The sequence below is a fragment of the Thalassoglobus sp. genome, assembly GCF_048270125.1.
GTDB lineage: Bacteria > Planctomycetota > Planctomycetia > Planctomycetales > Planctomycetaceae > Thalassoglobus.
Genome location: NZ_JBLWTN010000029.1, coordinates 49,724 through 75,686, shown reverse-complemented (window position 1 = coordinate 75,686; position 25,963 = coordinate 49,724). Strand labels below are relative to the sequence as shown.

Genomic DNA, 25,963 nt, shown 5'->3' with positions numbered 1-25,963 from the left:
AGTTCAGTCCCCAAGAATGTTTGAATTACATTCACTCCTGCGGCTACACTGCAAACCAAACCTGAAGATGCTCTAGATTCCGAAAAGAGATTGCGAGACGGGCGAATTCGCTCCCACATACTGCGAACGGTGAAGTTGCCGATCGGTAACAACCTTGGATTCATGGAGACAATTGTGTAAGCCCAGCAAATCGCAATTTCGTTCTCAACAATACTCACCTTTGGCTGTGTTCCGAAGTAGTCCTGAACGTTGATTAAGTCATCCCACGGACGCGATGCAAAGCGTTTCAACTGCTTGAGATGATCCTCAATCGGATCCCATAAAGTCGTCTCGTCCGTTACTGTGTCAGGCGTGCCGACAGTTCTTAATGTTTTAGACGCAACCTGTTCGTATGGAGGAAATTCACTTTGCAAAGCAGTCAAAATCTCATCGAGTTCGATGGTTTCCAGAATCGCCTGGGCACAGTCAACGAGCGTACGGTCCATCTGCTCGATGAGTCTACGCAACTCCGTTTTCGCACCTGCCTGGAGTTCTGTGATCGGCCAACTGGCGTAGCGGCGGAATCGGGGTCGACGGGAATATTCATCCAAGACGGGAGCAACGTCTTCTTCGTACCAGACGGCCAGTCGACTAAATGAATCGTCGTCGAATCCTGAGCGAACGGGAGACGTCTCCTGATACTGACGTATCGCAAAATCAAGTTGCTTCATAGCTGCCCTCCTTAACTGTTGTCATGTTATCGTATGTATGATTTAGTCCAAAATTTGACTGCGTGATCGTAGCGTGATTGGCACGTGATAGGCTTTCGTTTCCACTGCCGGGACGGTCTCGGCTCAGCAGATCGCTGGAAACATGCCCATAATCTTCCGATGCCAGAACTGGCCGCGTCAAACCCAAAACATGCTTCTGTACAGGCATCATCGCCTGACTCGCACCTTCAAACACCATCTTCCACCTGGAAAGTCTATCGTCCCAAGCATCGCTGGGAGCGTATTGAGGTTTTTCCAGCCGGGATCAATCCGCCCCAGAAGGTTCGAATCTACAGTCAGAATGATTATTACCGACTGCAATGGTGGGAACCATCCGCGAACCGAAACCTGACTGATCGCGTGAATGGCGATCTGGTAGCCGCCATCATGCGCGCCCGTGAAATCGAAGAGCGCCTGACCAATGCTCGCTCATCAGGATTGGGCCTCGCGAAACTCACGCTTCAACAACTCTATGCACGATACGTGGCGACGCTTCGTAGCCGAAGCGATGCTGACGAGATCAGTCCCAAAACACTGAACCGATACTCCTCGGCGCTGAATCACTTCCTGGAATTCGTTTCGCAGGTTGAAATCCAGCATCAGTATCGATTCGCTGCAAGTATCGATCAGTCGTTCGTTCTTTCGTTCAAAGCGTTTCTGAGTCACCTAAAGGTTTCCCCAAACGGACATCCCAATGCAACACCGCGACCTTTGAAATCTGTCGGATATGTTTTAGGCGTCGTCCGAGGGATGTTCAGTTGGGGAATCAGCGAGCAGAGCGGACCATTACTGCCGATCGGGTTCCGCAATCCGTTTCAAGGAAACGTCACCACACGAGCTGACCGCCGAGCGAAAGATCTCTTTGGTGATCCAGATATCACTATCGAGATGGCTTGCAAATTCCTTCAAAAATGTGATGACTATCAACTTCGCTTGTTCGCACCGATCATTTTATTTGGCTTGCGGGCCAGCGAACCGTGTCTGATCTTTCAAGAGGATCTTGACGACGAATGGCTCCGTGTCATCGGGCGTCCAGAATTGGGGTATGACACCAAAGGGTTGCGTGACAAACGATTGCCGATGTCTCCGGAGCTTTATGAGCTGTTGACCGCTCTTCGTATCGAACAGTCATGTCTCCTGCTGACAAGACGATCGGTCTTCGAAGGCCAATACAAGATCAAGGAACCAGCTTTGTCGGCTGCCGAATTGGAGATGCGCTATCAGAGTCTGTGCGTTTGCGAACGAAGCTCATCCGCAAAGATTCGATCACGATTCTTGCGACAACTCGTCCAAGAAGCGGGTGGTCTTGACTACGATCACATTGACCGAGAGTTTAGAACAGTGGCAGCGCAGTTGAGTTGGCCGAAAGAAGCGACGCTCAAGGACTTTCGGCACCTGTTCAGTACGTCCCTGGAGAATGCAGGAGTCCCGATCTTCTACCGCCGCTACCTGATGGGGCAGTCGCCCGGTAAGTCTCCGGTCACGACGTACACGCACTTGAATCAATTGCGCGAGCAACATCAACGTGCGGTCGAGTCGACGCTGGCTCCGCTCTACCAAGCGTTTCGAGAGCGTGCTTCCGAACTCGCTGAGAATCGTTAAGCACGCTGACTCAATGCTGATCGTAGGTAACCTGCAATGGGTCACCGATTGGCGAGCCATGCTTCGGCAATCGCAATCGCGGGACGCTCCTTCAACGCTCGCTCCAACTGTTCACGCATTGTTGCAGGTCGTGTGTGCGTGTACGTCGCTGTCATGCCGAGCGGATTCGAACGTGATGTGGCATTCGTTGAATGTCCCATCAGTTCATTTCGAATGAGCGGATCGACCCGTCCCTCTTGCAACGTGGTGGCGAACAGGTGACGCAGCATCTTCGGACTGGTGAATCTTTTCAGGCCAGATTTTTTGCAAATCCGGATAAAACTGGTACGGATGTAATCCGATTTGATTAAACCGACATCACGCCAGATCGTTCGGCACACATGCTGACGCTCAACCCGTGAAATCTGCTTCTCTAACTCCGCCTCTCTCAGATTGACGCGTGACTGGAGCTCTTTCTCCAATGAGTCGACCGAACTTCCTGCCAGGGTAGGCTGTTGTGACATCGTAAAACGTCGTCTCTGAAACAATGTTCCCGATTGACGATTGAGTGTACTCGACGCGATGACTCGATAAAGCACCGGATGGAGCGGTATCATTCGTTCCCGCCGAGTCTTCACCTGCCAACCGAGCTGAGGTCGGTTGCGAATAGCGATTGCCCGCAGTTCCTCGTGGATGTCATCGGGCCAGAGCAGGTGGGACAGTTCTCCCGGCCGCAGTCCGGTCAGCATCAGTGTCACAAAGATTGGAAACTGCCAATCGTCTGCTGCCAACAGAAACAGCCTCTCTTGCTCAGCATCGAACAATTCGATGGGCTTTGAGTCTTCTGTCGGGATCTTATCGATCTGCAAAGCCGTGAATGGATTGTCCGCATAGGGAGGGAGATGACGTCTTTGGCTCGCAAAATAAAACATCGAGCGGCAAACTTCGAGAACATAACGCAGCCCTCTGTCCCGGAGCGGTCGCTTTTCAGAATTTGGATGGCCATTTGGTGAAACATGGATGGTCCGCAAATGCTTGACGAACTGCTCCGCATGTTCCACACGAAACTGTCCAGTCGAACCAGGCACTCGGGAACCATTCACGAATGTAATCAGATGGTTCGTCGCACTCCGATAACGAGCGATCGTTTTCAAAGACGATCGTGCCACAGTCTCATGATGGTCAAGCCACCGCTCCTGGAGTTCCGCAATTTTGATGGACTGAAACGATGAAGAAACGGGTGCACCGTTTTCCAGTTGGGAATTGATCTCAGCTGCGTGACGACGTGCTTCATCAAGATCCGAACCGATTCGTGGACGGTGACGTTGCCCTTGATCGTAGTACGTGAGATACCAAACTTTTCCACGCCGGTCGCCACGCACACGACCGACGCGGAATGAATTCGACTGCTTCGCCATAGGCGTACCTTTCTTGAGATGTAATTGGGGGACATATTGGATCTAGCGGCAGTAACTTGGTGTGCCGTCATTAAACGCGCCTGTCCCGCAGAGATTTGTGAAACGGTTGTCCTGCTCGTAGAAATACGGACCGGTCATTCGAAAGATATGCGCTTCGCATGACAAACCTTTCCGCAAAGGGGGCCTCGCAAAGTCGCGTTCATCAATACGGCGTTCGCATTGTCAGCCGCAATCTGTGCATGCTGCCGTCCAGCCCCGACAGAAAACCCCCTCAAGAATGCTGGCTTCAATCTTGAATCGTCCTGACTCAGATCGCCAAAAAAGCCCGTACAAATTCGACGAAGCGACCGTCTCAGAAGAGGGGGGGGCGGAGGCGCAGGAAATCGTTGCATTAGCGATCACAAGCTGTCGGAGAGAGAGGCGAGTCTGACGTCGCCAGAGCCTGGAAACAGCTTCAGGAAAACGCAACGTGAACGGTCACCATAGACCAGAGCGGAGAACATTTCTGCCACAAAACGCCACAAATTCCGCCACAAACGTCGAGAATTGACCAGCCCGAAAAAAAGCAAATGCCTGCATACCAATCACTTATGGCATGCAGGCATGTTGTAGAGCGGAGAGGGGGAGATTCGAACTCCCGGTCCCTTGCGAGACGCTGGTTTTCAAGACCAGTGCAATCGGCCACTCTGCCACCTCTCCGAACTGTTTCAAGGTCCAGCCAGCTGAGCCAAAATTTCTCAGCTGGGGGTTGTATCATCAGTTCACTGACACCTGAAATCAAAACAATGTTCAGATCTCAGTACATCGCAGCAGGGCGTTGTCTGCGGAACTTTATCACAACTCGACATGTTCGCAAACCGAAAACCGTCCTCAGTTCCGACAGTGACGCTCAATCAGCGAGATTCTAATCTGAAAATTGATTCAATTGGCAGTATCCCAGGGTTTTCATGAGGTTTTAGACCGTATTCGAATCCGTTCCAACGACTTTTTCAACGGAGTCATCTCCAAGGAATACTGCTTATTTCTGAAAGCGAACTGAGAATCTTCCAACATTTTTGGTCATCTTTTCGTAAAAAAGGGCGACTCATCAAAAGTCACCGATCCAACGGGGCTGAATCTCGTTGGTCAGGTCCGGCGAATCTGCTTTGATGTGTGCCGGTTGGGACGCGAACAAGTGATTCGAAAAACAGTATAGAAAGGCATTTAGATGGTTCAGCACTCTCTATACGACCAGATGAAACGGTATCGCGATCGGGCTCGATCCGGTCTGACGGTCATTGAATTCTTGGCCATTCTGGCAATTATCGCGGTCATCGTGGCCCTGTTTCTGCCAGCAACGAGGACCTCTCGAGGTGCTGCGAGGCGAACTCAATGCAAAATCAATCTCAAGCAAATCGGACTTGCCATTCACAATTATGCGGAGACGTATCAATCTCTTCCTCCGGCATACACCGTTGATGAACGTGGAAACCGGCTGCACAGTTGGCGGACTCTGATCTTACCTTTTATGGATCAGCAAGCATTATATGAAATGATTGACCTTACCAAACCGTGGAGTGATCCAGTCAACGCGCAAGCTCGTGAAACGGTCATCGCTTCGTATCAATGTCCATCAACAGAAGGTCCTCCGACGCACACCACATATCAGGCAATTGTCGGGGAAGCGAATTTCTTCCACCCGGAACGTTCGCGTCAATTTGATGAAATCAAAGACGGAACCTCAAACACTGTGATGGTCATGGAAACCTTGCCACAAGACGCAGTACACTGGATGTCACCTAAGGATGTTGATGGAGACTACCTGTCGGCAATCAACGAAGATTCTGAAACGGCACATCGCGGCGGAGGGAATCTGTTATTAGGTGATGGCGCTGTCCGCTTCTACAGCATGTCTGGCCCCTTCGAAGTTCGCCAGGCACTCACGACAATCGATGCCGGGGATGAAGTCGAAGACTGGTAAATTTCAGAGATCGCTCGTTATTTTCCGTGCCCGTGGAGAGTGTTTTTCAAGTTGAAAATTGCACATCACCACGAGGAAGATCACGAACATCATTTCGAGGAAAGGTCCGGGCAGCGTGTCCGGATGTTGACGGCGACTCGGTCAAGGAAATCTGTGATTGAAGCGTTTTGAAAATCGATCAAAATCTTTACGCTTGAGCCGCCTTCTGCTTCAGTTGGAATCCGGTATTGATATGCAGAAACAGCGTGAAGGCAAAGACCGCTGCAGCTGCGAGAAATGCGATGAACTGCCCAGCCTGATCGGGAATGGAAACTCCTGAGTAGGCGATCATCAACATGAAAAACAGTCCGATGAAGAGCATCACGAAGTATTGGATGATGCCAGCGACAAAAATTGCCCACAAACCATTCATCCGAACTGACAACCAGACGACGCCGTGCAAATACAGCAGGATCTGTCCAAGGATGTTCAAAACAACGAGAGACATCTCCAATGGGCTACTCTGAAATTCTTTCCAGATGGACTGAAGTGGGTCTGGGTGAATCAATAAACCGAGCGACAGATACGTCAAGACGGGAATCAGACTCAGCAGTCCACCGATGATTTTTGAATAGGCAAGTTGTCGGATGGAAATCGGCAACATGACCAGCGAGGAGAGTGTTTTGTCTCGAACCTCAGGATAAAAAACTCTCGCGATGGTCAGCACAAGTTCGAGCGGGAAGAACAGAAAGAACATCACGTTGGTCGAAATCACCGCAGTGTATTCCAGGTTCATTTTACTCCATTGCCAACCTGCAATTGCCAAGGAGATCAGTAGCACCGTCAGACCGTAGAACATAAGTTTCCCGATGAGATACAGATGTCCTCCCGCCCCAAAATAGAACTCTTTCCAAAGAATGGCAGAGCTCCAGGCCCGTCGGCGTCTCGATGATTTCTCGGAAGTCTTTTGTGAGCGACGCCGGACGGGGGCACTGTCGACTTCGCGATTGAAGAATTGAAAAGTCCGCTGCGACAGTAGGAAAAACACGAGTCCCGTGATGACGTTCACAGCAATCTGCTTCTCAGGAATTCCACCTGAATACCCCGGAGAGAGAATAATGGGCAGTTGAGTTGATATCGATGTGGGCCAAAAGTATCCGAGGCCTTGAATCACTGTTAGAGAAATCGGAGCCCAGAACGGATACAGGGACAACATCGAAAAGATACCGAACAACATGAGCGGTAAGACGTGGTACCCCAACACCAGAATCCCTGCCAAACCCATGGCACTTGCGGAAGTTCGGAAAATGACCGAGCACCACAATCCGACGCACGCAATAAAGAACGAGTACGCGCCAACTGCCACATAACATGACAGAACCTGTTCAAGTGAAACGCCCCCTAAGGTGATTGCAAGCATACAGAATGGAAGCTGAATAATAAAAATCTGAAACAGCGACAACATTCGCGGGAGTGATTTCCCGATCAACAGCGTGAAGGGTGAAACATCTGCGATCTGCAGCAGGGCCAGAGTCCGTTCTTCTTTCTCTTCGGTGATCGCTGTCGCAAAAAGCATCGGAACGACAAATGAAGCAAAAACGGTGTTCGCATAGATGATCCAGCCGAACAGCGTCCGTCCCGGAGCCTGAAACCTGAGTTCCGCATGAACGGACATCAGGAAAATAAAAACGAAAAAGCACAGCCCGGCTCGCATCAAGTGCGGAGAAAGATTTCGAGAGTCGACGCGCAAAGCACGAACTGTCAGAGCAAACGTCTTGTTAAGCATCGACATATTGTGAACCACTCAAAGCTTTGAGAAGGAATCGTAACCAACCAGAACGCTGCTGGGAACAACAGCGGAGTGACTTCTGGATTTCAGTGACGATGATTGACTGAAACCCCAGGCTGCGAAGATCGTCTCAACTCCCTTCTTCGCACTTAAAAAATGTTGGTCGCACAGGTTCCCGGTTCGCCCTGCCCTGTTCCTGAGTGGCCAGCTTTCACAGAGCCACATCTCACTGGACGAGGCCGATGGCTGGGGGTTGGTAAACAAGGTACAGCGACCCAATCACGAGCAAAATGATCATGATGGCATCCGGCTCGAGAAGAAGGATGCCTTTCTTGGCACGATAAAGTAATGAAACAACAGCGACAGTCGTGATCAGAACGACAGACGCAGCCGTTAATGCATGAGTCGGCGAAGCGACAGACAGAATGGGAGAGACGGAGGCAGCATCGACGATTGAAATAATGAAGATGTTGATGCAATTGCTTCCAAAGATGTTTCCGACAGCCATGTCAAACGCACCGATTCGAATCGCGGTGTATGTTGCTACAAGTTCTGGCAACGATGTGATTAAGGCAACGAACACAGTTCCGAAGAACGTTTCGCCTAGCCCTGACTCATGCGCGAGGTGATCCGCTGAGACAGCCAGCTTCGGAGCGGCAAAGAAAATCACTGCAGCGGCGGCGATATAGATTCCGAATGCCTTAATGAGCGATCCCTGAACCGTTTCTGGACTCGAAGCAGGTTCGGATGTCGGTTCGTGCATTTTCTGGTCTTTGTAGATGAGCCGCATGCATCCAAAGTAGACCACTGCCACGACCCAGGACCCGACACCCAGGCGAAGGAAGGTGGTTTCCATCCGTAGAAGTAAGCTGATCAGAACAATCGTCGCAAGCAAGACGCAGGTCGCTGCGGAGAGTGCATGGGCGGAGGACATCCGCGAGAGCATCGTCCCTTTGGTGCGAGTCAGCAGGTCCATCAGAGCCAGAATCAGCAAATTGAGTAGACAGCTACCGAGAAGTTCCCCAATGGTCAGGTCGAACGCTTCGATCTTCACACCGGTCCAGCCGACCATCAACTCCGGCAAGCTGGTCGCTCCGGCAAGCAGAATCAACCCAGCCATTGAACGGCCGAGATTGGTTCCTTCGGCAATGACGTCGGCAGAGCTGGCCAGAAAAATGGCTGCGATTACGATCACAGCAGACAGGCCGACGAACATAAGTAAGAGTTCAGTCACAGTGGAACGTTCCGAGGGAAGAATGTGGAGTGGGTATAAAAAAAACGAGATCCAGCGGGTCTGGATCATGAAAAGTCGGCATTTTCGTCGAATTAACGACTCTCGGCGGAATTCTAGTCACTCCTGAATTCAACAGCTACACGAATCAAGGCCTCAAATTTCCAGCAAGCGGAAGTCGTTCAAAAAAATCATTTCGATTTCAGCCAAATAGATTGCATCAGAGCATACGTTTCCGGGAGGGATTCACGAAGTTCCCCGCGAACGAAGGGATAGAAATCGTTTGTTCCCAAAAATGCCTCGCTCATTTCGGCGAAGAATTCTTTTGGATTCGTCAAGGCGTAATGTGGGCGTTGACGCCCGCTGATGTGAAGAACCTGCTCGAATTTCCCGGACTCTTTCATTTCCTCATACGCTTGCCGAATTCCGGTGTGTTCCCAACCGAGGAACTGGTCATGGTAGGCGTGCGCCAGTTCGTGCAAGAGTGCCCAGGGTTGAGCATGTTGAGCGATGTGGTCCACAAAACCTTGAGCTCGCGGGATGTGAACCGACTTGACCATCTTCGGATCGTAACCATGCTCCTTCAGCCAACCGGCACCGGGATGATACTGCATGCTGGTCAGTTCATGGTGAGCATCAATCCAAATGTGGATCGTTTGCAACTGTTTCACTCGCTCAGCAGGGAGGCGAAGTTTGATTTCGTAAAGCTTGTTATCAAGAAGTCGCAACGCAACTTCCCCAAGTGAATCAGCCTGGCCGGAAATGAGTTCTTCATCAACGTGGACCGTCCAGCCTGAAATAGTCTGGATCTGATGCTTCAGTATCTTTTCTCCTGCTGCATCTTGAGCAACACCAGAAGTGCCACACGTTGCGACGATGAGAACCAAAAGCATGAGAATGAAAAGAAGTGGGCGAGAAAGCATTCGACGCGATCCAGTTTGAGGTGCCTACAAAGTCAGCCTTGATTGTAGGCAATACTGGGGACAACACCCTCTTCAGTCAACATTTTGATGTCCTGCGCGTCGCTTCGTGACAGGGTGGTCGAGGAACCGCCTGCGAATTACTATCTTGAAAATTCAAATTGTTCATCGACAACTTCGTATTGAAGAATCATGCCACCCAAAATCAGTGCTTTCCCAAAGTGTTATCTTGATGAGATCGCTGGCGCGCGAACAATGTCGGTGTTTGACTGGATCGAAATGGCAAAAGGGCTTCCAGCGGACGGGCTGGAGATGTACGACGGCTTTTTCACGAGCACTTCGCGGGAGTATCTCGATCGACTTCGTGATGCGATTCACGAGGCTGGGTTTGTAATGCCCATGCTCTGTTGCTCTCCCGATTTCACAAACCCGGATGCAGAGGGTCGCAAAAAATCTGTCGATCGTGAAATCGCGATGATTAAAGCCTGCCATCACCTTGGTGGCGAAGGGACCGTTTGCCGCGTGTTGAGCGGGCAACGTTATCCCGAAGTGAGCCGTCAGCAGGGTATCGAATGGGTCTGTGAATGCTTCGAAGAGCTACTTCCCGTCGCCCGCGAATACGGTGTCATCTTAGGGCTTGAGAACCACTACAAAGATGGATTTTGGAAGTATCCCGAATTCGCACAAAAACAAGAAGTCTTTCTGGAACTTCTCGCAGCCTTTCCAGAGCGAGAATTCTTCGGCGTTCAGTACGATCCATCCAATGCCGTTGTCGCGGGCGATGACCCGATCGAACTGCTCAAACATGTCGCTGACCGTGTGGTGAGCATGCACGCGAGTGATCGCTACCTTGTGGAAGGGGCGACGCTTAATGACCTGTTGCAAAGTGATGGAACCATCGGGTATTCCGAGTCGCTCTTGCATGGCGTCACCGGAAAAGGAATCAACGACTATGATGCCATTTTCACGATCCTGGCAGAACATCACTATTCGGGCTGGATCAGTATTGAAGATGGAATGAATGGGCTGGGCGAAATGCGGGAATCGTTGGAATTTCTTCATCGCATGGTCGAGATCTATTTTCCGGAGGGGAATGAATGAGCGGCTTGCGAATTGGAATTGTTGGTTGTGGAAAAGTGGGAGACTTACACGCGGTTGCTCTCACAGAATTGCCCGAAGCCAACTTTGTTGCAGCGTGCGATTCTCAGTTCAGCCGAGCAAAGCAGTTCTCAGACCGATACGGGGCACAACCGTTTGATTCGCTGACCGAGATGCTCAAGACCGCCGGGCTGGATGCTGTGATGGTTTGCACGCCGCATCCGCTCCACGAAGAACCAACGGTCGCCGCTGCAAAAGCGGGAGTGCATGTCCTGGTCGAAAAACCTTTGGCATCCTCTCTGAAAGCTTGCGATGCAATGATCCGTGCCGCCCAGGATGGGAATGTCAAACTCGGTGTCGTCAGTCAACGTCGATTGTTTGAACCGGTACAGCGAATGAAGGCGGCCATCGATGCTGGAAAGATCGGCCAACCGGTTCTGGGGACATTTTCCATGTTCAGCTGGCGGGATCAGGCGTACTACCAATCTGATCCGTGGCGTGGAAAGTGGGAGACCGAAGGGGGCGGTGTGCTGGTGAATCAGTCGCCGCATCAGCTTGATTTACTGCAATGGTTCATGGGCGAGATCGCTGAGGTCTCCGGCTACTGGGGAAATTTGAATCACCCTTATATCGAAGTAGAAGATACCGCCGTGGCAAACATTCGCTTCCGAAGTGGAGCACTGGGGAATCTTGTGACGAGCCTCTCCCAGAACCCCGGGATTTACACCAAAGTGCATGTGCATGGTTCCAACGGTGCGTCAGTCGGAGTCCAGACCGACACCGGAGCTTCTTTCGTCGCGGGGATGAGTGAAATCGCAGATCCCCCCTTGAATGACGTCTGGTCGATTCCCGGTGAAGAACACCTGCTTAGTCAATTCGAACAGGAAGATCGTGATCACTTCCAGAAGATCAACGCGACTCAACATTATCACACATTGCAAATTCAGGACTTTCTTCAGGCAGTCTTGAATGATCGTGAGCCGATGGTCACCGGCGAAGAAGGACGTGTTGTTGTAGAACTGTTCACAGCGATTTATCGCTCGAATGAGTTACGCCGGCCGATAGAGTTTCCGCTCAGATAGGGTATCTTGTATGCTCCCTGTTTGCGAACTCTCGCATTCAGTCGCTGTTCTGCATATTCTTCGCGAAGAAGAGTCGTTCTTTCTGAAGAAGTTTTCAACAAGATATCGAACACCATGAACTGGTTTGTCGTTGCGCGGATGCTCGGGATGCTCGGCTTGCTGGTCGGTGCATCGATGGTGTTCAGCCTGCCTTGGGCGTTTCCCGCCGTCGGGAAGGTGGAAACGTTTGAGCACGATGGATTCTGGGGGCTGATTGGATCGATCGCCTGCAGCCTGGGTCTTGGCGGAGGGCTTTATCTTTGGGGACGCTTTGACAGGCACTCGTCGATTCTTCGCAAGGAAGCTTTCGCGACCGTTGGCCTCGGTTGGATTCTGGCGGGTGTTCTGGGAGCGTTGCCGTTTCTGCTTTCTGGAAGTGAAAGTGCTCCCGGTGTGAAACTGACGCCGATCGATGCCTTCTTCGAATCAGTCTCTGGATTCACGACCACTGGGGCCTCGTTGTTAACAGAACTCGAAGACCCCAATCTTGTTCCTCGTTGTGTGATGTTCTGGCGATCATTCACTCACTGGCTGGGTGGAATGGGGATCATCGTGTTGTTCGTCGCAATTTTGGGGCAGCTGGGAGCAGGCGGAAAGGCGATGCTCAAACGAGAAGTTCCAGGTCCGATTACGGAATCGGTTCGCCCGCGTGTGCAGGAATCGGCGTTGTTGATGTGGTCGATTTACGTCGCCTTGAGTGCTCTTGAAACTGTGTTGCTGATGCTTGCTCATGTCCCCTTATACGATGCACTTTGCCATGCATTTGGAACAATGGCGACCGGTGGCTTCAGCACGCATAATGCCAGTGCTGGTCACTACAACGGAGGACCAGTCGAAGCAATCATTCTCGTATTCATGATCCTCGCTGGCGTGAACTTCTCACTCTACTACCTCGTCTTTCGACATCGAAAGGCTGAGCTGACCTGGAAGCAACGTTTAAAATTCTTGACCCGCGACCCTGAATTCCGATCCTATCTGGCCATCATCGTCGTGACTACGCTGCTCCTGACGATCAGCCTAATGGCGAACAAAATATACCCCGACACCCTCACTGCTCTCCGGCATTCATTATTCACATCCGTGAGTATTATGACGACCACGGGATTCGGTAGTGAAGACTTTTCGAACTGGACGGAGTTCTCAAAAGGACTTATTTTCCTGCTGATGTTCGTCGGCGGTTGTGCCGGATCGACAGCGGGCGGAATCAAAGTCATTCGCTGGGTACTACTTGGAAAGATCTTCTTTTTAGAGATCGAAAAAGCCTTTCGACCGAACGTGGTGCGTCCAGTCCGGTTGGGGAAGACCGTCATCGATGATCGCGTTCGAAATGACGTCGTCGTTTATTTTTGCATGATCATGGTGATCTTTCTCGCCAGTTGGCTCTTGCTGATTACGATCGAACCGGACGACCTCTGGGCGAAGCATGATGAACATACTGCAGCTGAAAAACTCATTGACTGTGCGACCGCAGTCGCATCAACTCTCAACAACATCGGTCCGGGACTGGGAGTGATTGGTCCCGCAGACAACTACTCCGGATTCTCTCAGCAAGGGAAAGCCCTGCTGACCCTGTTAATGCTGCTGGGCCGACTCGAACTCTTCGCGATTCTGGTTCTCTTCTCACCACAATTCTGGCGAAAGCAATAATGGATGCCATAAAGAAGATGAAATGAAAGAAGCTTCGCCAACCACTTGAGTCAGTCAACCATTGAAACCACAAAGTACAGGAAGTGATTGGGACAATGGCTCCAACTGTCGAATGAGAGTGGTTCTATGCCTTCCCGAGACCCACGCTCTCATTGAATGTTTTCAGGCACGAAAAGATTCGAAGAGCGAGAAATTCGCTGTTTCAAAACAATTCTTCTTCGCGTTTATGAATTGAACGTTGGTACGATGAAGTGACGCGTGTTCGCCAGACACTTTCACTTTGAAACGCCAGAGCACATTTAAGAGTCACCTTCACGTTCTGTCACGTGAAACTCTGCGCTTTCCTTCCAGAACCGTGATCTCACGGGCAGAGAGAGCGAAAAGTGTCGGGAAAAACGTGTCGGAACGTCGAACTCAGATTACTGGAGCCTCGGAAATGCGAACGCCTTTTCTCTGTTTTGCCCTGTCACTTTCTTCGTGCTTCTTGCTCCCCGGCGCGGAACTCTTTGCTCAGTTTGGTGGGAATAATGGTGGAGGCGGCGGATTTCAAAATTTCGGCGGGATCATCATCGATGGCGAAGGCGTTCTGGGTACAACGCGTGAGAAACGAATCAGTAAATCGGCACTGAGAAAGCTTCAAGAGGAATTTTCGAAAGAACAGCTCAGCGCAAGCGTGATTGAAGAATCCGAAGCGAGAACGCTCTCCCTAAAACAACTGGACGCCGCCGTGAAGCAGGCTCTTGAAGCGGGTGACGAAATACCCGCTTCGCTACGGTACCTGGCAGGCCTGCAACGGATTGACTTCATCGTTGTCGATCAGGCCAACGACGACATGCTCATCGTTGGACCAGCGGAAGGTTTTGCCCCCGGACCAACCGGACAACTCGTCGGAGTTTCATCTGGTCGACCGCCGTTGCAACTGGACGATCTTGTTGTGGCACTCCGTGCGACGCTGGGCGGGCAACCGGAGATGGGCGTTTCGATTGCCCCGACCGATGAGAACATGAACAATCTGCAAAACTATATTCGCCGAAATTCCAATGCCACAACAACATCTGTCGCGCAAAGACGTTACGAAATGATGGGCAAGATTCTGGCGAATCAGGTTATTTCAATTTGGGGTGTCCCGGAAGATTCCCATTTTGCGCTGGCTTTGGCAGAAGCAGATTTACGCATGAAGCAAATCGCCCTGGGGACGGAACCCTCTGGAGTGCGAGGAGTCCGCAGCCACCTTTCCCTGCTCATTCCGCAAGGCAACAGCCTTCAGCGGTGGTGGTTCGTCCCGAGCTATGAGAGCATCGGGACCAATGCTTCCCGATCGGTATTCGAGATCAAAGGTCAGCGTGCCCAACTGATGGCACAAGAGGAAATCGCTGACGCAAGTGGTCAGCGTCGAGATGCCGACTTCACTCGAAAGACGACGGAAAAGTTTGCACAACTCTTTTCCGAGAAGTTTGACGAGCTGGCAAATGCGAATACCGCATTTGCCAAACTTCAGGGCCTGTACGATCTCTCACTCGTAGCGGCACTCGTGAAATCAGAACGCCCATTCGGAAACGACACAACCGGTATCGCAACCTTATTGAACGATGAACGACTCCCGCTGGAATCGTACCCTGTTCCAAAATTTGTGAAGTCGACATCCACGTATCGTAAGTCCTCACGCGGAATGTTGCTTGGGTTGATTGGCGGAGTCACAATTCGCATGAACCAGGTGATCAACAATACGGAAATTCAACCGCGACTCTACAGCGAGCGGTTTCAGCCGAATACTGTGACTAAGAATTGGTGGTGGAACAGTGGAGGATCAACTACTCCCCAAGAGACGCCTCGGTAATAGAGGAAGCAGCGATGGCTTCCCCCAGAACAATTCCACCCCACACGAAGAGTAATCCAACGATCAGGTTCGCAGCGAGATTCAGTACTCCCATCGAAAGACTCTCCTGTTTCGATAAGATGACGGACTCATACGCAAACGTTGAAAATGTCGTCAATGATCCCAGAAATCCACCAACGAGAAAAGCTCGCATCCTCGGGCTGGGCCAGTCCATTTTGACGGAGAGTGCCAGAATCAGGCCGATGAGAAAGCAGCCTGCGATGTTGACGAAAAACGTCCCCATCGGAAACTTTCGAACCATCCAGGAGCTCAGGGCATATCGAGCCATCGCTCCCAAACTTCCTCCCAGTGCAACGGCCAGCCAATGCATGTTGAATTTTCAGGTTAGAGCATTTTCAATGCTTGTTGTGCCCGTGAAGGGCACTTTCACGACTTCATTAGAATGCTCGCCACGGGGCAGTACGTAAAGACCAGTATTGGATTTGCCCTAACGACTGACGAACCATCAGCCCTGAGGGGATACGAGAACCGGGGCGATGAAATCATCTTTTGAATTCACATCGCCCCGGCCATTCTGAGTATCCAACGTCCGTTTACCCAACGTCCGCGACTATGGTGTCACGACGCCGACTGTAATGCCTTTCCAATCGTCTGACCGGAAAGGATATGCTGGAAGATACGCTGCGTTGTACAACGTTCCTTGTGGGTTGTTTGCCCAGTTGTATCGGACAGCGACCGGCTCTTTGACTTCCGGGCTGGAGACTTCAACTGTGTTGGCATTGATGATTTTCGCGGTTCCCCAAACCCATTGCTTATCTTTGCCAGCAATCGCGAATCCAGTCAACGGCTCATTGTAGTAGGAGACCAATGGAGAGCCCTGATTTTCGAAGGTTACAATCACTTTGTTCCCTTTGACTTCCATCGACTTGTAGGTTGGTCCTGATCGTGTGATGGACTTCATTCCATGGATATCGACGAGTGCCAAGCGTGCGAGTCGTTTAGCAACGTTCTGTTTGTCTTTGGGATGGATGTCCTTTGCGGCTCCGATATCGGTGATGCAAACCGCATCCACGTTCGGAATTGCATCGCCAGCCATCGCCTGAGCTTCTCTCAACTCTGCCCAGGCGCTTTCTTCGGGTTTATCCGTGATGGCCATAAAGTTGGCAAGTTGAACCTGATAGAAGTGGAAGTCTCCTTGCCCCCAGGCATCTCGCCAACTTTGAATCATTGTCGGCATCAATGTGCGATATTGATCTGCCCGACCTGCGTTCGATTCTCCCTGATACCAGATTGCTCCCCGAATCGCATACGAAGCCAACGGAGCGACCATTGCGTTGTAGAGTGTGCTGTAGTGATGCCGATCTTTGCGTGGTGGCCCCTGCATTTGTGGTCGTCTTGGTGCTGGCTTTCCGGCGGCCTTTGCTTTGGCTGCCCGTTCGGTCCAGCCTTTCATAGCAGCTTCATACTGAGCCTTCGCCTTGGCAGCATCATATTTGGCTGCCCGTTCATCCCAAGCGTCAACAATCGGTTTGAGAGCATCTGTTTTCGCCATTGCTTCGGGACTGGTCCAAGCCTCTGCTCGTGTTCCGCCCCAGGCAGTCATGATCACACCCACTGGCACCCGCAACGTGTGGTGCAACTGTCGACCGTACAGATAACCGACAGCTGAGAACGAGGAAACATTGTCCGGAGCAGCGGTTCGCCATTCGGCGTTGACGTCTTCTTGAGGAGTTTCAGCAGTGGTTAACGGAACCTGAAAGAGTCGAACTTCAGGATCTTGAGCCGCAGCAGCTTCCAGATCGGCATCGAGACCACGGGAAATCGACCAGCCCATATTAGACTGACCGCTGCACACCCAGACTTCCCCAACAAGGACATCTTTGAATTCAAGCTTGTTCTTGCCAGCGACAGTTAATGTGCCCGGCTGACCGACTTTAAGGGGCTTCAGTTTGACTTGCCATTTCCCGTCGTCTCCAGCTTTCGCTGAGACTTTCTGGTCGCGAAATGAGACTGTCACTTCTTCACCAGCATCAGCCCATCCCCAAACAGGGACATCCATTTCTCGCTGAAGGACCATTCCTGACCCGAAAATAGCAGGCGTTTTGACGTCCGCCGTCGCTGTGGATGCCAGCAGGCAGCACAACAAACTACTCAGTAAAGTCAGTCGAATTCTGTGAGTGCTCATCAATTCTCCTCTGAAGTCTTAGTCAGGATGTGAATCGTCTGCGAAGGTGCCCTGTTCGCTATTGGGTCACTCTCCAGCTTGTCCCCAGTCCATCGGTTTTCGGACAGGGACTCAAGGTGTTGTGGCAACTTTTTTATTGAAGACTAGAGCGAGTTCCTGGATCTGCTTCGCGAGCTCTGCGAACTGGTTCGGCAACAGTGCCTGTGGACCATCGCTCATCGCTTTTTCCGGGCAACTGTGTACTTCGATATGAATTCCATCCGCACCTGCAGCGACAGCTGCCAGCGCCATACTGGGGATCAGATCGGGACGACCAGTGGCGTGGCTGGGATCAACGACTATCGGCAAATGCGAGAGCCCTTTGGCATTCGGAACCATCGCCAGGTCGAGCAGGTTACGAGTCGAAGAATCGAAGCTCCGAATACCACGTTCGCAGAGGATCACCTGATTATTGCCATGAGCGATGATGTACTCAGCAGACATCAGCAGGTCTTGGATGGTGGCGCTCATTCCTCGCTTCAACAAGACTGGCTTATCAGTCTTTCCGACTTCCATGAGCAAATTGAAGTTCTGCATGTTGCGAGCACCAACTTGCAGGATATCGGTATACTGGTCGATCAGATCAACCTGCCTCGGGTCCATCACTTCGGTGACGACAGGCATTTTCGTTTCGTCGCCGACTTCTCGAAGAATCTTCAAACCCTCTTCGCCAAGCCCCTGAAAACTGTACGGGCTGGTTCGAGGTTTGAAGGCTCCTCCTCGCAAGACATTCGCACCCGCAGCTTTGACCTCTTTAGCGATTTCGAGAAGGATTTCGGGTCCTTCAATCGCACACGGTCCGGCGATGAGAGCCATAGACCCACCGCCAATTTTCACACCGTGACCAAGCTCGAAAACGGAATCCTCTTCGTGGAATTCACGGCTGGCAAGCTTGAAAGGTTTCAGAACAGAGAGGACATCTTCCACACCGGCAATTGCCTTTAATGGAGCGTTTCGCAGTTCGTCTTCTTCACCAATGACGCCGAGCAGAGTCCGTTGAACTCCTCGGCTCAGTTCGTAACGAAAGCCCATCTCTTCAATTTTTTGACAGATGTGCTGTAACTGTTCCTCGGAAAAGTTGGGCTTCAGAACAATAATCACTATGTTTATCCAGTATTTAGGGAGTCGTAGCACGTTGTGAGTGCCAAGTTGGAGTGAGTTTTAGAAACGCTAACAATTCTATTGAAATCGTTGCCATTCATCGGAATGACGATCACTTGTACAGGTTTGTCAGAATGAATCAGAGCCTATTCCGAACGTCGTTGTCATGAGTGATTGTCTCAATTTTTGAGAGCCGAAATTGTTAGAGTGACGAAATTCGAGTTTAAAAATCAATTCTTAGACAGCTGGTTTCACAGGGTCTTTTGATGCAGATTTGAAGAAACTCGTCAGGGAGCTCACTCAGAATCGAACGTCAATTTCCAATGCAGATTGTAACCCACCATGCATGGAGCTTCGACCGTGGAATGTTCAGATCCGGGGCCAGTCTTCCATTTTTTCAAAAAACGGAGAACTTGAACCACACAGCCCCTTAAGGTCCAGGAAATGACCGCAAAGCGGTTACCGGGCAGGCATCGCAGTTGCGAGTTCCGACTTTCCAGTGAGATCCCGCTCGAAATCACTCAGCTGCCCACAGCTTACAACCTGACATTCACAGCTCGACAGAGCCGCAGTATGATGAAATCGCAGATCATGGGATCACATCAGTTCTGTAGTATTTTTCGAGTTGCTGTTCGCGTCTTGCCTCGTGGTGAACAGCAATTTTACTGGTATAACTGGCGCGACACAGGCTCACGGGAGAGCAAACTGCTTTACCGATTCTCAAATTTTCATGTCAGAGATCAATGAACAACCAGACAGAACGAACGGATCATGATTTGCCGATATCGCCGCTGAGCGGCTGGATTGGATCGGTCTTGCTAGCAGTGAACACTCTGCTCACAGTGATCGGTTCGATCATGATCTTTCGATACAGCAGGATGGCTACCAAGGTTTTCAATGATTTCGATTTCGAAGTCCCGATGTTGACTCAGCTGACCATGAGCTTACCGTTCGCTGCGCTGTTTCCCTTACTGGGGGTTTTAGGAATCGTCGTGCATCTTGTTCTTAGGAAGAGTCGCAACAAAGTCATTTGCCAGACAGTCATCTTTGTACTGATTCTCATCTTAACGACCCTGTTTGTTGTGACAGCCCTGCCAGCGATGTCCCAGCTCATTAACTCGCTGGAGTAGTCCCATTTCAGGATTCACGGACGCGTTCCCTTGCACGGAGCACGGCATCCCCTCTGAGGCATGACGCTCTCTTCACGGATTCTTCATCAGCTTTTCACTTGCTCTTCACAGGCCTCTCGCAGAGCTGAGAAGCATCGATCTGTTCTAATGCATTGCTCCGAATAAGCTGCTAGGCTTCTTGCTTCAGAAGTCTCAGTTTAAGCATGGAACACAGATTATGTCTCGATTGATTTCACTCGCGGTGGTATTCGGAGTGTTAGGCTTGGGGTTGTTTGTTGTCTCGTCGTCACGGGCCTATCAACCTGAACGAATTGATACTCCACCGACAGCGAAAGGTGTTGTGTATCACGATGAAAATGAGAACCAAAAATTCGATTCTGGAGAAAAGACACTCTCAGGTATTCGCATTTCTAATGGACAGGACATTGTTCTTACCGACGCCAATGGCCGCTATGAAATTCCAATCGATGACGACACAACGATTTTTGTAATCAAGCCTCGCAACTGGCGGACTCCTGTCAACGAGCATCAACTTCCACGGTTTTACTACACGCATAAACCTGGCGGGTCGCCCATGTCCAGATTTGCAGGAGTCGCACCCACGGGGCCGCTACCGAAATCTGTCGACTTTCCGCTCTACCCTCAGGAAGAGCCGGACAACTTCAAAGCTGTCATGTTTGGTGATCCTCAGCCACGCAATCAGACTGAAGTTGACTACATCACACATGATGTCGTGGAAGAATTAATCGGCACAGATGCATCGTTCGGCGTGACACTGGGAGATATCGTTTTTGATGACCTCGATGTCATGGACGGAATCAACAAATCGATCGCGATGATCGGAATCCCCTGGTACAACGTCGTCGGTAATCATGACATCAATCGTGACGCGAAAGAGCACAAATTCTCTGACGAAACCTTTGAGCGTGTTTATGGTCCTTCAACATATTCCTTTGATTATGGTCCCGTCCACTTCATTGTTCTGGACAATGTCGAGTGGGTCGTCCCGCAAGGCGAAGGAAGAAAGCCAACATACCGCGGAGGACTTGGAAAAGAGCAGCTGAAATTCATCGAAACGGACCTGTCGCAAATCCCGGAAGAGCAAATGGTCGTTCTCATGATGCATATTCCAATCATCGGAGTCCACGACCGTCACGGGCTGTATCGGTTGATCGAGAAGCGCCCTCTTTGTATTTCGATTTCCGGACATACTCACACTCACGAGCATGTCTGGATTACAGATGTCGATGGCTGGGAAGGGCCCAAACCACATCACCACATTATCAATGTCACCGTTTCCGGAAGTTGGTGGAGTGGTGCTCCTGACGAACGCGGAATTCCACACACGACGATGGCGGACGGCGCTCCGAACGGGTATTCGATTTTGAACTTCGACGGCAATGACTACCGACTCGACTACTTCGCAGCCGGGCGAGGATCGGATTATCAAATGGAAATCGAAGCTCCTGAAGTCGTTCCTCATGGTGAACCGAACAAGATGTTTGTCTATGCGAACATCTTCAATGCAGATCAATACGCGACTGTCACCATGGCGATTGACGGTGGCGAGCCGGTCGAAATTCCCAGAGTTCGCGAAGTCGACCCAAACTTCAAAAAGACCGTCGAAGCAGAAGCGAAAATCCTGGAGACAAACAAGTCTGCCTGGCGAAAACTTCCGAAGCCTAGGACCTCCACTCACCTTTGGAAGGGAGCGATCCCAGACAACCTGAGTGTCGGCGTTCACCGAGTGACAATCACAGCAAAAGGCCGCAACGGACAAGTTTTCGAAGGACACCGTATTCTGCGAGTCGAGTGATTCTGATTCAGTCCATTTGTGGAGTGAACGTCTCTAAAGAATGAGGAATGACCCGGAAACTCGAGCAGGTTTCATTCAGGTCTTCAGTGTCCCATTTTGCCCCCGGTGAGTCACCTCACCGGGGACGAAATGAGAGTCAAAGATGCAGCGATATCACAGTAGACCAACCGTATCACAGTAGACCAACCGTGAACACGCTCTGGCAATGATTGCACTGCTAGAGCGTGTTTCGAATTGGTTTGCAGGTTCTGCCTCGTGGCGAACAGCATTTTCACTAGAACCAGTCCGAAAATTTCTGGAATCAACGCTTTTCTCGATGCTTGAGCGCGTGAATTCAGGTTTCAGGATCAGTTCTAGTCAAACTGTTTTGACTGTTGTTCCAGCATCGACATGAATGCTCGGAAATCTCCGCCGTTGGCGAGGAGTTGAGCACCTTGTCCGCGACGAAGTTCGAGAGCTTCTTTCGTTCCGACGGGCGTTCCCCAAGCTGTGTTGTGCTTCTTGCATGCTTCAGCGGTTCGAGTGAAGGCATCTTCGAGTGTCCAACCCGGATCGGTATGTTGTAGTCTCAATCCGAGATCACCCGGGCCAACAAACAGTCCATCGACACCCTCGACGCCAGCAATGGCATCGACGTTTTCGACAGCTTCAGGGGTTTCGATTTGCACAACGAGAAAGGTCTCATCGTTGGCATTTTGTGGAAAGAGCGCGGCATCGCACATCAGGAAATCAGAATCGAGCCCGGCTCCATCGAGACCACGATCTCCAATGGGTGGGAACTTCACAGCATCCACGAGCATTTTTGCTTTTTCCGGTGTACTCACATGCGGAATCATCAGCCCGGCCGCTCCATCTTCGAGATAGCGATACAGCTTTGTTTTCTCCAAGGTGGGTGACCGAACCATGATATCGATATCAAACAGATGGCCGAAAGCGAGCAGCGATTGAACCTGTGAGTCGCTCATCGCTCTGTGCTCCAGGTCGAGCCAAATGCAGTCGTACCCGAAGTGAGCCGCGTGCTTGACGAACGCAGGGATATAATGCCCCAAGGCACACATTCGGACTGTCTCGCCATTACGAATACGGGCGAGAGTTTTACTTTTTCTCATTCGATTACTTTCTCGAGTTTTATGAAGTTCAAGCTGAAGGAGTTTCAACCTGTCCTGGAGTCGATGGGGTCTTTGATTTTGGAAACATCTTACTCGCGATACAGCCAGTCACTATGTTCACCGAAATGGCTGCCAGCGAGATCCATTGAAAACTGATCGGGTCTGGCACACTTCTCTCCATTTCCCCGGTTTCCTTGTTCAGCAACTCTACAACCTCGGTCCCAAAGATTGCCGGATCAATATCAAACCAAAGGTAAAGTGCAAACACAATCGGTCCGGAAAAGGCGACTAGAACTGCTGTTGCCGTTCCACAAATGGCTCCGATCCAAACCCCTTTTGGACTTGCGAATGGAACGAACAGAGCGAAGAAAAACAGCCCAAAAATCGGTGTCGTCAACAGGTTCGAAGTCTTTTGCGTCACGGCGGTGTAGTTCCCCGGAATCCCTCCCATGGCGGAACTGCAAATGACGACAAGCAGCCCGATCCCTAAAGCCATCCAGCGAGAAATTCGCACATGTTCTTTTTCTGTTCTCGGTTTGCGTCCAAATCGATCCAAACCGTCTGTCATGACGACGGCAGTGATTGAGTTGACCCCAGAGTCGATACTGGACATCGCTGCCGCAAACATGGCGGCAACCACGAACCCGGAAACACCAGGAGGGAGATTGAAGGCGATGAAATTCGTGAACATTTTGTCCGCGTCATGCTTGAGGTCCAGGCCAGCTGGAATCTGCTCCGGGAATTCCTTGAAGTAACCAAGAAGGGCGAAACCGACCAGTGCCAAAGTCAAAGAGACAATCAGCCCAACTATCAGTTGCGTCGCCAACGCCAGCCGAGCCGACTTGGCATCTTTCGTCGCCATGAAACGCTGAACAGATGTTTGATCTCCCCCGGCAGTGCAAACGCTCCAGATCAGGGCATTCAGAATCGCTCCTAACACAGTTAAGCGTGTCCGAGCATTTTCGGGTAAGATCGGTTGCTTGTCCCATTGCGGGTCCCACTTTGTTGGAAACCACCCAAAACCACCCATGTTCCAGGTGACCATGGCAATCACTGTGACTGCTCCTCCATACAGCAGGATGGTTTGCATCGCATCCGTAATGACGACAGCTCTCAGCCCGCCCAATGATGTGTACACGACAGCTACCGTCCCCGTAATTAAAGCGACAACAGGTATCCATCGGTCGGCAAGTCCGGTCATCTCGACGATTGCTTTTGATGTCATGTAAATGAGCAGCGACATCCAGACCAGTCTCAAAAGGACGAACATGCACGCCCCCAGCATCCGGATGCTTAACCCAAGCTTGGCTTCCAGAAGTTCGTAAGCACTGGTCACCTTCTGGCGCATATACACCGGCAGCAAGATGAAACCGACGATGTAAAAGGTGATCGGCATCGCCAGCAGACTGGTGAAGTAAACTGGTCCTTTACCAAGACTTTCCCCAGGCGTGGAGAGATATGTAATCGTACTCAGCAGAGTTGCAAACAGAGAGACACCGATGAGAATCGGGTTCATTGAGCCGCTGCCAACGAAATATTCCTCTGTCGTACTTTGCTTCCGACTGAAGTACCACCCCAGACAAATTGTCCCCGAGGCATAGAGGAACACGATGACCCAGTCGATGACTGCCAGCCCCGCGCGTGGACCCATCGCGGCGGGCTCTGTCGCCTCCGCAGCGAAGGTCAGATTTGTTGCAAGAAGAGTGATAAGGAAAGCTGAAATTCCGGATTTCGTCATGAAATTCGTTCTCTTAAAGGTGAGGTCGTTTCAGAAAGGTAACAGCCGCACAGAAGTCACGACAAGAGCACGTCGAACCGTCGAGCAACTCAATTTTCATTTCGACTGAGATACTCGCTGAGAGTTCTGAGGTTTTCACTAAAAACTTCGCTACTGATGTAAGACATCCCTTCGGCAATTTTCGGCTGACCAACAAGTCGTTCGCCTTGAGAAACTGTGACCCAACGCCCCTGCTTGTCCAGCGATCCGACTAATGCTTCGACTGACCTTTGGAGTTCAGAAGAATCCAAAGGTGGCGCCGGCTTTCCGTCTTTCACTCGCTTGACGCGATCTTCAAGCTCTCGAATCCGCGAATCTGTTTTCCATCCATAGTGGCTGGGCAAGTTCGAATCGTCATAGGTCAACGAATAGACTTTTCCTTCTCGCTGCATGTACAGCGGTCGGTTCGTTTTCAGTTCGTAGTAGCGTGCGAGTTGACCGTTGGGAAGCTGAGACTCCTTCAGCCAGGCGATGGCAGCTGGGATCGGCTTCAGGTATTTCACGTTGCCGGTGAGCTCTACCAGATCCAGAAGCGTGTCAATGACCTCTTGAGTTTCATCCCCTGAGATTCCGGGAGGTTCAAATTTTCTCGCCCAGATTGGCTGCATGTTGTAGTTGTACTGTTGAGCCCATCCCGGTTGAGGCTGCGGCATTTGAGCAAGAATCAGAAAGTCTCCCAGCTTCTCAAGTGCAGTGAGATACTTCGGATCGTCGTAAACGCTATGTGCCTCTATCAGCGTCTTCGCAATGTACCCGCTGACGTTATCGTTGAGAGTGTACATGTCCCAGTAATTTTTGACTCGCCCTGCGGTACGCCAGTCGTAATCGGGGAAGTTTGAAGACGCCATCGGTTGCGGAGTCACCGGGCCAGTGAAGACTTGCGGGAACGCACCATTGGGGAATTGAGCATCGAGGACAGCTTGCAAACCAACCATAGCGGATTCATGAATCGTCTTGTCTTTGAAGTCGAGAGCCTTGTCCATCTTGATCATGAACAACAACGCCGACTGAGTTTGGCCGTCGTCAAATGAAGAGTTGTTTTTGCCTCCACCTTTTCCATTGCGATACAGATTCACCCGCGTTCCGCGCTTGTTGAAGTCAACGCAATTTTGCCAACCACCGGACTTCAGTTGCCCATACGCAACCGCATACGCAGCCTCTCGGGCCGCTTCAAGATAATATTCGTCTCCGGTGGCTTGGTAAGCACTCAGAAACGCCATTCCGACAGTCGGCGTTCCGGGGGGTTGAATCCAAATTTGATCCCTGGTCGCAACTCCTTCTCCCCACCGCTGCTGAAGATCTGGTGAATAGTGGTAGACATACCCCCCATGAGTTGCCACAGACTCCCGGAAGTACGTTGCAGCTCTCTTCATCGTTGCCTCGGCCTGCTCTGCAAGCGAGTTTTGAGCTTCGCTTGAGTTCTGAAAGCAACCTACAGAAAAAACGAGGACAAGTATCAGTTTCAGAAACATGCAG

19 protein-coding genes and 1 tRNA gene are annotated in these 25,963 nt (G+C 51.0%); 8 read left to right on the top strand and 12 right to left on the bottom strand.

The window, feature by feature from the left end:
* A partial coding sequence (locus ACN0YR_RS21625) for a hypothetical protein (RefSeq protein WP_417851291.1) occupies positions 1-710 on the bottom strand: 710 nt, incomplete at its 3' end.
* A gap of 84 nt (positions 711-794) precedes the next feature.
* Here ACN0YR_RS21625 and ACN0YR_RS21620 point away from each other — a divergent pair.
* Entirely contained in the window at positions 795-2,351 is a 1,557-nt protein-coding gene (locus tag ACN0YR_RS21620) for a tyrosine-type recombinase/integrase (protein ID WP_417851290.1), read from the top strand.
* 41 nt (positions 2,352-2,392) lie between these two features.
* Here ACN0YR_RS21620 and ACN0YR_RS21615 read toward each other — a convergent pair whose 3' ends face one another.
* Positions 2,393-3,748: a tyrosine-type recombinase/integrase gene (locus tag ACN0YR_RS21615; protein ID WP_417851289.1), complete on the bottom strand. Its 1,356-nt coding sequence runs from the start codon at positions 3,746-3,748 to the stop codon at positions 2,393-2,395.
* A gap of 614 nt (positions 3,749-4,362) precedes the next feature.
* Positions 4,363-4,447, bottom strand: a tRNA-Ser gene (locus tag ACN0YR_RS21610).
* Between the two features lie 508 nt (positions 4,448-4,955).
* On the opposite strand from ACN0YR_RS21610, the gene ACN0YR_RS21605 reads away from it, so the two are divergent.
* Positions 4,956-5,708, top strand: a complete 753-nt coding sequence (locus tag ACN0YR_RS21605; RefSeq protein WP_417851288.1) for a DUF1559 domain-containing protein — start codon at positions 4,956-4,958, stop codon at positions 5,706-5,708.
* 187 nt (positions 5,709-5,895) lie between these two features.
* Here ACN0YR_RS21605 and ACN0YR_RS21600 read toward each other — a convergent pair whose 3' ends face one another.
* The 3 genes from ACN0YR_RS21600 to ACN0YR_RS21590 all read right to left on the bottom strand — a co-directional run bounded on the left by ACN0YR_RS21600 (position 5,896) and on the right by ACN0YR_RS21590 (position 9,630).
* On the bottom strand, positions 5,896-7,479 hold the full coding sequence (locus ACN0YR_RS21600) for an ABC transporter permease (protein WP_417851287.1): 1,584 nt from the start codon (positions 7,477-7,479) through the stop codon (positions 5,896-5,898).
* 223 nt (positions 7,480-7,702) lie between these two features.
* Positions 7,703-8,710 (bottom strand): sodium:calcium antiporter, encoded by a 1,008-nt coding sequence (locus tag ACN0YR_RS21595; protein WP_417851286.1) that lies wholly within the window; start codon positions 8,708-8,710, stop codon positions 7,703-7,705.
* 188 nt (positions 8,711-8,898) lie between these two features.
* A complete protein-coding gene (locus ACN0YR_RS21590; protein ID WP_417851285.1) occupies positions 8,899-9,630 on the bottom strand; it encodes a metallopeptidase in 732 nt (243 codons plus the stop codon).
* Positions 9,631-9,819: 189 nt separating this feature from the next.
* Between ACN0YR_RS21590 and ACN0YR_RS21585 the strand changes: the two genes are divergently transcribed.
* The 4 genes from ACN0YR_RS21585 to ACN0YR_RS21570 all read left to right on the top strand — a co-directional run bounded on the left by ACN0YR_RS21585 (position 9,820) and on the right by ACN0YR_RS21570 (position 15,330).
* A complete protein-coding gene (locus ACN0YR_RS21585) occupies positions 9,820-10,728 on the top strand; it encodes a sugar phosphate isomerase/epimerase family protein (protein ID WP_417851284.1) in 909 nt (302 codons plus the stop codon).
* A complete protein-coding gene (locus ACN0YR_RS21580) occupies positions 10,725-11,807 on the top strand; it encodes a Gfo/Idh/MocA family protein (protein WP_417851283.1) in 1,083 nt (360 codons plus the stop codon). The genes ACN0YR_RS21585 and ACN0YR_RS21580 overlap by 4 nt, the downstream gene beginning before the upstream one ends.
* Positions 11,808-11,921: 114 nt before the next feature.
* Positions 11,922-13,493 carry a TrkH family potassium uptake protein gene (locus ACN0YR_RS21575; RefSeq protein WP_417851282.1) on the top strand — a complete coding sequence of 524 codons (1,572 nt, stop codon included), beginning with the start codon at positions 11,922-11,924 and terminating at the stop codon, positions 13,491-13,493.
* A 436-nt stretch (positions 13,494-13,929) separates the two neighbouring features.
* A complete protein-coding gene (locus ACN0YR_RS21570; RefSeq protein WP_417851281.1) occupies positions 13,930-15,330 on the top strand; it encodes a DUF1598 domain-containing protein in 1,401 nt (466 codons plus the stop codon).
* Here ACN0YR_RS21570 and crcB read toward each other — a convergent pair.
* From crcB to aroF, 3 genes are all read right to left on the bottom strand, one after another.
* Positions 15,305-15,700 (bottom strand): fluoride efflux transporter CrcB, encoded by a 396-nt coding sequence (crcB, locus tag ACN0YR_RS21565; protein WP_417851280.1) that lies wholly within the window; start codon positions 15,698-15,700, stop codon positions 15,305-15,307. The two genes, ACN0YR_RS21570 and crcB, sit on opposite strands and share 26 nt — an antisense overlap.
* Positions 15,701-15,940: 240 nt before the next feature.
* The gene (locus ACN0YR_RS21560; protein WP_417851279.1) at positions 15,941-17,515 is read right to left on the bottom strand and encodes a sialate O-acetylesterase; all 1,575 of its coding nucleotides are present in this window, start codon (positions 17,513-17,515) and stop codon (positions 15,941-15,943) included.
* Between the two features lie 111 nt (positions 17,516-17,626).
* Positions 17,627-18,655 (bottom strand): 3-deoxy-7-phosphoheptulonate synthase, encoded by a 1,029-nt coding sequence (aroF, locus tag ACN0YR_RS21555; protein WP_417851278.1) that lies wholly within the window; start codon positions 18,653-18,655, stop codon positions 17,627-17,629.
* A gap of 743 nt (positions 18,656-19,398) precedes the next feature.
* Between aroF and ACN0YR_RS21550 the strand changes: the two genes are divergently transcribed.
* Together ACN0YR_RS21550 and ACN0YR_RS21545 are read left to right on the top strand one after the other, a co-directional pair.
* The gene (locus tag ACN0YR_RS21550; RefSeq protein WP_417851277.1) at positions 19,399-19,785 is read left to right on the top strand and encodes a hypothetical protein; all 387 of its coding nucleotides are present in this window, start codon (positions 19,399-19,401) and stop codon (positions 19,783-19,785) included.
* A gap of 217 nt (positions 19,786-20,002) precedes the next feature.
* The gene (locus ACN0YR_RS21545) at positions 20,003-21,601 is read left to right on the top strand and encodes a calcineurin-like phosphoesterase C-terminal domain-containing protein (protein WP_417851276.1); all 1,599 of its coding nucleotides are present in this window, start codon (positions 20,003-20,005) and stop codon (positions 21,599-21,601) included.
* 353 nt (positions 21,602-21,954) lie between these two features.
* Here ACN0YR_RS21545 and ACN0YR_RS21540 read toward each other — a convergent pair whose 3' ends face one another.
* The 3 genes from ACN0YR_RS21540 to ACN0YR_RS21530 form a co-directional block, all read right to left on the bottom strand.
* Positions 21,955-22,710: an HpcH/HpaI aldolase family protein gene (locus ACN0YR_RS21540; RefSeq protein WP_417851275.1), complete on the bottom strand. Its 756-nt coding sequence runs from the start codon at positions 22,708-22,710 to the stop codon at positions 21,955-21,957.
* A gap of 28 nt (positions 22,711-22,738) precedes the next feature.
* Entirely contained in the window at positions 22,739-24,448 is a 1,710-nt protein-coding gene (locus ACN0YR_RS21535; RefSeq protein WP_417851274.1) for a sodium:solute symporter family transporter, read from the bottom strand.
* An 89-nt stretch (positions 24,449-24,537) separates the two neighbouring features.
* The gene (locus ACN0YR_RS21530) at positions 24,538-25,860 is read right to left on the bottom strand and encodes a pectate lyase (protein WP_417851273.1); all 1,323 of its coding nucleotides are present in this window, start codon (positions 25,858-25,860) and stop codon (positions 24,538-24,540) included.
* Positions 25,861-25,963 lie beyond the last annotated feature (103 nt).

What these genes read in the sequence shown, in the direction of transcription:
- ACN0YR_RS21615 (WP_417851289.1), bottom strand. Translation starts at nt 3,748, where the DNA reads ATGGCGAAGCAGTCGAATTCATTCCGCGTCGGTCGTGTGCGTGGCGAC.
- ACN0YR_RS21605 (WP_417851288.1), top strand. Translation starts at nt 4,956, where the DNA reads ATGGTTCAGCACTCTCTATACGACCAGATGAAACGGTATCGCGATCGG.
- ACN0YR_RS21600 (WP_417851287.1), bottom strand. Translation starts at nt 7,479, where the DNA reads ATGTCGATGCTTAACAAGACGTTTGCTCTGACAGTTCGTGCTTTGCGC.
- ACN0YR_RS21590 (WP_417851285.1), bottom strand. Translation starts at nt 9,630, where the DNA reads ATGCTTTCTCGCCCACTTCTTTTCATTCTCATGCTTTTGGTTCTCATC.
- ACN0YR_RS21585 (WP_417851284.1), top strand. Translation starts at nt 9,820, where the DNA reads ATGCCACCCAAAATCAGTGCTTTCCCAAAGTGTTATCTTGATGAGATC.
- ACN0YR_RS21580 (WP_417851283.1), top strand. Translation starts at nt 10,725, where the DNA reads ATGAGCGGCTTGCGAATTGGAATTGTTGGTTGTGGAAAAGTGGGAGAC.
- ACN0YR_RS21575 (WP_417851282.1), top strand. Translation starts at nt 11,922, where the DNA reads ATGAACTGGTTTGTCGTTGCGCGGATGCTCGGGATGCTCGGCTTGCTG.
- ACN0YR_RS21570 (WP_417851281.1), top strand. Translation starts at nt 13,930, where the DNA reads ATGCGAACGCCTTTTCTCTGTTTTGCCCTGTCACTTTCTTCGTGCTTC.
- crcB (WP_417851280.1), bottom strand. Translation starts at nt 15,700, where the DNA reads ATGCATTGGCTGGCCGTTGCACTGGGAGGAAGTTTGGGAGCGATGGCT.
- ACN0YR_RS21560 (WP_417851279.1), bottom strand. Translation starts at nt 17,515, where the DNA reads ATGAGCACTCACAGAATTCGACTGACTTTACTGAGTAGTTTGTTGTGC.
- ACN0YR_RS21550 (WP_417851277.1), top strand. Translation starts at nt 19,399, where the DNA reads ATGAACAACCAGACAGAACGAACGGATCATGATTTGCCGATATCGCCG.
- ACN0YR_RS21545 (WP_417851276.1), top strand. Translation starts at nt 20,003, where the DNA reads ATGTCTCGATTGATTTCACTCGCGGTGGTATTCGGAGTGTTAGGCTTG.
- ACN0YR_RS21540 (WP_417851275.1), bottom strand. Translation starts at nt 22,710, where the DNA reads ATGAGAAAAAGTAAAACTCTCGCCCGTATTCGTAATGGCGAGACAGTC.
- ACN0YR_RS21535 (WP_417851274.1), bottom strand. Translation starts at nt 24,448, where the DNA reads ATGACGAAATCCGGAATTTCAGCTTTCCTTATCACTCTTCTTGCAACA.
- ACN0YR_RS21530 (WP_417851273.1), bottom strand. Translation starts at nt 25,860, where the DNA reads ATGAAGAGAGCTGCAACGTACTTCCGGGAGTCTGTGGCAACTCATGGG.